At 73.2% G+C, this 7,413-nt stretch carries 6 protein-coding genes; 2 read left to right on the plus strand and 4 right to left on the minus strand.

From position 1 onward, the window contains the following. From ABT300_RS39070 to ABT300_RS39085, 4 genes are all read right to left on the minus strand, one after another. Window positions 1–1,619: RICIN domain-containing protein (locus ABT300_RS39070; protein ID WP_351686444.1), on the minus strand; the 1,619-nt coding region annotated here is incomplete at its 3' end. A gap of 459 nt (window positions 1,620–2,078) precedes the next feature. Further along, window positions 2,079–2,456, minus strand: a complete 378-nt coding sequence (locus ABT300_RS39075) for a hypothetical protein (RefSeq protein ID WP_057577480.1) — start codon at window positions 2,454–2,456, stop codon at window positions 2,079–2,081. Window positions 2,457–2,459: 3 nt separating this feature from the next. Beyond that, the gene (locus ABT300_RS39080; protein WP_266716421.1) at window positions 2,460–2,705 is read right to left on the minus strand and encodes a hypothetical protein; all 246 of its coding nucleotides are present in this window, start codon (window positions 2,703–2,705) and stop codon (window positions 2,460–2,462) included. 110 nt (window positions 2,706–2,815) lie between these two features. Next, window positions 2,816–5,056, minus strand: a complete 2,241-nt coding sequence (locus tag ABT300_RS39085; RefSeq protein ID WP_351686449.1) for a glycoside hydrolase family 9 protein — start codon at window positions 5,054–5,056, stop codon at window positions 2,816–2,818. 221 nt (window positions 5,057–5,277) lie between these two features. On the opposite strand from ABT300_RS39085, the gene ABT300_RS39090 reads away from it, so the two are divergent. After that, window positions 5,278–5,844, plus strand: a complete 567-nt coding sequence (locus ABT300_RS39090) for a cysteine hydrolase family protein (protein WP_351686452.1) — start codon at window positions 5,278–5,280, stop codon at window positions 5,842–5,844. A 163-nt stretch (window positions 5,845–6,007) separates the two neighbouring features. Next, window positions 6,008–7,413: PAS domain-containing protein (locus ABT300_RS39095; RefSeq protein ID WP_351686454.1), on the plus strand; the 1,406-nt coding region annotated here is incomplete at its 3' end.

A 7,413-nucleotide genomic window follows, 5' to 3' on the forward strand; every position in this document is an offset into this window, starting at 1 on the left:
ACGGGCTCGGCCCGGACGGGCCGGGCCGGGGGCGGCTCGCCGGTGCCGGCGACCGCGAGCGAGCCCGGGCTCGCCGAGGGGCCGTCGGTCAGCCAGCGCTGACTCGCCGAGTGGTCGCGCACCTTCACCACCACGTCGCTGCCCGCGTTCTCACCGGCCGGGGCAAGCGCCAGCGCGTCGTCCCAGCGGGGCAGCAGCTCGCCCTGGACGGTGAGGTCGTAGCGGACGTCGTCGCCGCGGGCGTCGGTGGCGTCGGCGCACGCGCCGAGGATGACCACGCCGGCGTCCACGTGCGAGTCGACGCACAGATCGGGCCGGGCCGCACTGCGCATCTGCCCGTCGTCGCCGTACGACCACCGCTGCGCCGCCTCGGACGAACAGCCCGCCAGCTCGACGGAGGCGCCCGCCTTCACCTCGCCGCGCACGTCAAGGCACAGGTCGGCGGCGGCGTTGCGCAGCCGGGTCTGCCGCGGCGTGGCGGGCAGGCGGGCGGTGCCGGGGGCGGTCGGCGAGGCACTGGCGGCCTGCGAGTCGGAGCCGGGGGCGCCGCTGCTGGAGGAGGCGGGGTCGGCCCCGCCGTCCGTCCACATGCCGGCCGCGAGCAGGGTGGTCACCAGGCCCGCGGAGGCCAGGCCGACGCCGGCGAACAGCCTGCGCGCCGAGCGCGGGCCGTCGGAGGAGCGCCGGCGCGGCGAGGGGATCTTCGAGAGCAGCGCGCCGCGCCGGCCCCGTGTACCGCCCCCGCGGTGCCGCGCCGAGCCCTTGAGGCGCACGGTCTGCTGGCGGGAGCGGCCGGGCCGGGTGTCGTGGTAGCGGCGGGCGCCCCAGCCGAGCACCGCCTCGGCGAGCAGCAGGCCGAGGCCGCTCTCGAAGCCGCCGAGCTGTTCGGCGGCCGAGCGGCAGTAGCGGCACTCGTCCAGGTGCTTGCGCACGTCGGGCAGGAGTTCGCCGCCGCGCCGGATGGGCACGTCCAGCAGCCGGTTGTAGAAGCGGCAGTCCTTGCTCGGCGCGAGTTCCCGGTGGGCGCGCACGACGCCCTCGCGGAGCTTGTCGCGGGACTGTTCGAGGGCCGCGGTCACGGTCTCGCCGTCCATGCCGAGCAGGCCTGCCGCGACGGTGATCTGCTCGGCCTCGACCTCCACGTGCCACAGCACGCAGCGGGCGACCGCGGGGAGGCCCTGGAACGAGCGTTCCGCCAGCACCCGGTTCTCCGGCGTCATGGACTGCGCGGTGCGCATGCCGCGGGCCCCGGCGGGTTTGCGCAGCACCGGCAGGACGCCGGACAGCTGCTCGTCGGCGGACCACAGCCGGGCCATGTCCCGGACGGTCACCAGCAGTCGGGGGCGCAGCGCGGTGCCCGGCTCGCCCAGCTTGAGCCGGTCGAAGACCTGGTGGAAGGCGGCGGCGGTGATCATCGACGCGACGCTGCCGGAGGAGGCGAGGCAGATGACGGCGTACTCGTGCACCGGTCGCCAGTGCCGGGCGATCAGCAGCGCCGTGGACTGGGCGACCTCGCTGTCCGCGCCGCCGCGTATCCCGGCGGCGAGGGACTCGTCGGACTCTCCGGGGCCCTGGCCCGGCGGGGGGTAGGGCGGAAGCGGAGGCTGGGCGGTGGGCACTGAGCGAATTCCTTTGGTACGTACCTGTTCGGTGCGGGCAGGGAGCGCCAATTCGCCTCCGCCGACGAACGCAGGGGGCCCGGCCTCGACCCCCCGCACGGGTGGTTCACCTTTGCACAACTAAGTCGCGCGCAACAAGGCGAGCGTCGAAGGCGCCCTTTGTTGATGGAAAGTCGATAAGCGAAAAGCGGCTCCCACCTCGTACAGCGCCTTTCCGCAAGGCCCGGCGTTCCGGTCGGAATCCGTTGGTGCGCCCCGTGTGAAACACGCGCACACGGCAGGGCTCCGCGCACGCTCCCGCCGCACCGGCCCGGGTAGTTGGCTGGAACCGGCCACTTCCTCGAAAGGCCCCGCGCAGGACGGCGGCTCTCCTGCGCGAAACGGCCGCCGGCCCTGTTCCTCCCGCCCTCGGCCGGCGGCCCGGAAGGACTCCCCTTCGGCGTCCCGTGGAAACCCCCGCTATATCTGCCAGGAGCGCAGCCGGTCCGCCGCGCCGTACACGTCGGTCTTCCCGTCGAGGAGATCCCGGGCGAGGTCGACGAGCGCGCCGTACGGCGGATCGATGCCGACGCCGCTGGTGAACATGTACGCCACCGCCGTCGCACAGGCGAAGCGGGCGTTGGCCGAGGGCAGGGGCCTGAGCAGGGTGAGCGTGTGCAGCAGCGCGGCGGCGCGCCAGGCGGGGTCGGAGTCCACGCCCAGTTTGGGCGGGTCGACCCGGTGCCGGGCGACGGCGGCGACCAGGGCCGAGAAGTCGTTGACGGTGGGCTGCTCGGGCAGGACCTCTTCATGGCGCTGGAGCAGCCAGGGCACGTCGATGTGGATGACGGCTGTCATCGGTCAGGCGACCCGCCCCTCGCTCCTGGCGGAGCGTTCGTCTTCGGGGAAGGCGGCCGCGAACTCGTCGGCGTGGGACGCGAAGAACCTGCGGAATTCCTCCGCGCCCTCCTGCAGCGCCCGGTGCCGCGCGATGTCGGCCGCGGCCGCCTCCCGCACGAGTGCCTTCATCGACGTACCGCGTTCCTTGGCGATCTGCCGCAGGTCCTCCAGCTCGCGATCGCTGAACTCCACATTGAGGGCTGGCATGCCCTTCACGGTACCGCGTGGGTACTTACTCGTAAATCACCCCAGGTCAAACTGACGGCCGCGCGGTACCAGAAGGTGTTCGTCCGTGCTCGCTCCCGATCGGTCGCGTCCTATTGCTGATCCGCCACGAAGGACGCCATCCGGGCCAGCGCCGCATTCCAGTTGATCGCCGTCTCGTTCGTCGACCAGGACTGGATGTCGTCGATGTAGCAGAACTGCCCGACGCACCCCTGGAGCTTGCTCTGCGCATAGGGGTCCTGGATGCTCGAGTTCGGTCCGCCGGCGAGCGTCCCGGCCGGCGGGTCCGGCAGGTTCGGGTCGAGCTGGTGGGCGTACCAACGGCTGTGCTGACGGTGGGAGTTCACCTCGCCGTAGCCGGTGACGTACGAGATGTTGAGGGCGTTGCGGCCGAGGACGTAGTCCATGCTCTGGACGGCCCCGTCACGGTACTTCGACGCGCCGGTCAGGTCGTAGGCGGTGGCGATCACCACGGCGTTGTTCAGGACCTGGTGACTGGAACCCCAGTCGTAACGGTTGCCGTCGGGCGCGTAGGGCATCCCGTACGGCTGCGCCGCGAGGGCGGCCAGATAGGAGTCCGCGCCGCGCACCACCGACCGGCGCACCGCGTCCCGTCCGGGCAGCCGGCTGGGCACGAGGGCGAGGTCGAGCCGGCCGGCGGCTGCCGTGCGGGACCAGTCGAAGCCGTACGGGAGGAACACGTCGGCGGTGTGCACGGGCGAGGCGGCGACGAAGTCGGCGTACTGCTTCTCGCCCGTGGTCAGGTACAGCTCGGCCGCCGCCCAGTAGAACTCGTCGGTCGCGTCGTCGTCGTTGTAGGCGCCGCCGCCGGTGCCGTCGGCCGGGTCGGCGTACACCTTCGGGTGCGCCTGGGCGGCCGCCCAGGCGGTGCGCGCCGCCTTCAGCGCCTTCGCCGCGAACGCCTTGTCGTAGGGCTTGTAGAGCCGGGCAGCCTGGGCGGCGGCAGCGGCCAGGTTGAGGGTCGCGGTGGTCGTCGGCGGGTGCAGCTCGCGCTTTTGCGGGTCGGCGGCCGGCATCAGCGGCAGCCCCGTCCACTGCTGGTCGTGGACCTTGTGGTGGGCCATGCCCGCCAGCGGCTGACCGGCCGGCACCTGCATCCTCAGCAGGAAGTCCAGCTCCCAGCGGGCCTCGTCGAGGACGTCCGGCGTCCTGTTGCCGCTCTCGGGCAGGGCGAGCGTGCCGTCGCCGAGCGCGGCCGGGCGCCCGGTGCGGGCGTGGAGGGAGCGTTCGTAGGTGCTCATCAGCTCCCACACCGCGATGCCCCCGTTGACGACGTACTTGCCGTGGTCCCCGGCGTCGTACCAGCCGCCCGAGACGTCCAGGGCGTAGTCGCACTCCCCGGTCCGGCACGGAGTCCTGGTGTCGCCCTGGTTGGGCGCGACGCCGACGTGTCCGGCGGCCCTGCCGTATCCGGGCCGCAGGTCGTCGCGGATCGCGATGCCGCTGCGCTGCGTGTAGTAGTACTTCGCCGCGTCGAGGCGCAGCCGCCGGTAGGCGGCCGTGCCGATGTCGAACGGACGGCTGGTCTCGCCGTCGGCGACCAGGGTGAAGCCAGCGCCGCCCTTGCGGAAGGCGCCGAAGTCGATGGTGTGCACGCGCTGCCCGGAGGAGGCGTCGAGGCCGCGCGGCACGCTCCAGCCGTGCGCGACCGTCGCCCCGGCGGCGTTCTTCAGCCGCCAGGGCAGCCTGTTTGCGGCGTCCGTCACCAGCGTGGCGTTCTTCGGACCGCCGGGCAGATAGGCGACCTGGTTGACGCGGACCCGCGGTCCGGTGTCGGGCTCGTACACCTCGGGCGGCGCCCCGCCCAGCAACGACACGTCGTCCATGCAGAAGCGCCAGGGGTCGGCGCTGCCGCCGACCTGGAAGGCGACCTGCCCCTGGGCGCTGTCGGCGGGCGCGGTGAAGGTGTACGCGTACGAGTCCCCCGACGCGCTCAGCACCGGGGTCGCCTCGTACCAGGTGTCGTACGGGGCGACGCCGAGGCCCACGACGGCCCGCACCGCATGGCCGTCGGGCACTCCCGAGGCACGGAAGGAGAAACGGTACGTCGACCCCTTCTGCAGGGTGATGTCGTTCTGGCCGACGGCGGAGTCCCAGCGGTTGACGGTGCCGCCGGGGACGTCCGCGCAGAGCCGGCCGTCGGCGAGGCCGGCGGTGACGTTGTTGGTCCACCACGGGTCGGCGGTCGTGTCGAAGCCGCCGTTCCTGACCTGTTCGGTCTCGTCGGCGCCGGCCTGCTGGGCGGGCAGCGCGGTGAGCGCCGCGCCCAGCAGGGCCGCGAGGGACAGCAGGGCCGTTCTGCGTCGTGTCACGTCCGGGCTCCTCGGAGGACGCGGGACGCTCCGTGCAGGACCGGGCGGCCCATGGGAGCGCTCCCAGAGAGGGGTCGAGGAACATGCTTGTTGTAGTCATGACACCCCGTCAACGGTGCGGACGAAATGACCTCGACAGCGAGGCCTCGGCCCAGGGCCGTTGTCAGTGGGGCGTCCTAGGGTGGACAGTCCGCGCAGCACTCCGAGCACCGGGAGACTCCATGACCACCCTGCCCGACCGGCCGCGTACGGCTCTGCTCGTCATCGACGTCCAGAAGGGCGTGGTGGCGGGCGCGCCCCGGCGCGACGAAGTGATCGCCAACATCGGCGCGTTGATCGACACCGCCCGTGCGCAGGGGGCGCCGGTCGTCTGGGTGCAGCACGCGGACCGCGACCTGGTGCGCGACAGCGAGAACTGGCAGTTCGTCGAGGAGCTGGCCCGCCTCGACTCGGAGCCGCTCGTGCACAAGGGGTACCTCGACTCCTTCGAGGACACGGAGCTGGAGTCGGTGCTCGCCGAGCACGGGGTGGGCCGGGTCGTCGTCACGGGCGCGCAGACGGACGCGTGCATCCGCTCGACCCTGCACGGGGCCCTCGTTCGGGGCTACGACGTGACGCTGGTCGGCGACGCGCACACCACGGAGGATCTCAGGGAGTACGGCGCTCCGGCCCCGGAGCAGGTCATCGCCCACACCAACCTGTACTGGTCGTGGCAGAGCGCGCCCGGCCGCAGCGCGGGCACGGTGGACACGGCGAAGGTGACCTTCGAGGAGACCGGGGCGCCCTGAGCTCCGGCTCGGGGAAGATCGGCCGATTCTGCCTCTTGACCGCGGCGCACGGCCGCTGTGCCGCCGCCCCGCGGGGGTTGCGATTCGCGCCCGGGCCGGACGCACTAGGCTGGACGGAAGCGACCTGCCTGTTCACGGTGAGTGCCCGCGTGGGAGTGGCGAGATGAGCCCGGAGTATCCGTTCGACGAGGCCGCGACGGCCCGGGCCGTCGTCGACGACGTCGGCACGCTCATCGGGTGGAACGAAGGCGCCCGGACCCTCCTCGGCTGGTCCCCGGACGAGGTCGTGGGCCGGCCCGCCGCGGAGCTCCTGACCGGACGGCCGCCCCTCCTCACCCGTCCCCGCTGGGACGGAACGGTGACTTTGCGCCACCGCGACGGCCGGCCGGTGCCCACCTGGCTGCTGGCCCACCACACCCGGTCCGAGGACGGCCGGCCGGGGCAGTGGCTCGTCGTCACCCCTCTCACCGGGAGCGGCTCCGCCCCCTCGGACGAACTGCTCGCCATGGCGGGCCTGATCCAGTCGCCCTGCGCCGTGGCGGTCTACGACGACCGGCTGCGGCTGCGCCGGATCAACGACGCGATGAGCGACGTGATCGGACTGCCCGAGGGACGTGTCAGAGGTCTGCGGCTCTCCGAGATCGGCGGCCTGTCACAGAGCGCCGATCTGGAACGGCACATGCTGCAGGTGCTGCACAGCGGCCGGGCCCGGGACGTCGAGACGTACATGCGGACCGGCGGGGAGGACCGCGCGCACGCCTGGCTCGCCCGGATGGCGCCGCTGACCGACCCGGCCGGCCGGGTCCGGGGGGTGTGCCTGGCCGCCCACGACTTCACCGAGCACCACCGCTCCCGTGAACGGCTCCAGCTGGTCAACGAGGCGAGCGTGCGCATCGGCAGCACCCTCGACGTGACCCGCACGGCCCAGGAGCTGGCGGAGGTCTGCGTGCCCGCGCTCGCCGACTTCGTCAGCGTGGACCTGCTCGACCCGCAGGACGGCGAACCCCCGGCCCGGTTCGACCCGCCGGTGGGTCTGCGGCGCGCCGCGCATCACTCGGTCAACCCCGGCAACCCGGAGGCGGTGGCCAAGCCGGGCGAGGCGCAGGACTACCCGGTCGGATCGCCGCAGGCCGACTCGCTGACGGCGGGCCGCACCATCGTCGGCACGGTGGCCGGCGGCGGTCTGGACGCCTGGCTGGCCTGGGACCCGGCACGCGCCGCCCGGGTCCGGGAGATCGGCATCCACTCCACGATGTCCGTGCCGATCCGGGCCCGGGGCGTCACCCTCGGCGTCGCCGTCCTCACCCGGTTCCGCCGTCCCGAGCCCTTCTCCCCGGACGACGTGCTGCTGGCGGAGGAGGTCACCACCCGCGCCGCCGTCTGCATCGACAACGCGCGCCGCTACTCCCGCGAACGCGAGACGGCCCTCGCCCTGCAGCGCAGCCTGCTGCCGCGGACGCTGCCGCGCACCGCCGCCGTCGAGGCCGCCTCCCGTTATCTGCCCGCGGCCCGCGCCGGGGTCGGCGGCGACTGGTTCGACGTCATCCCGCTGTCCGGGATGCGCGTGGC

Source organism: Streptomyces sp. NPDC001027, assembly GCF_040299045.1.
Lineage (GTDB): Bacteria > Actinomycetota > Actinomycetes > Streptomycetales > Streptomycetaceae > Streptomyces.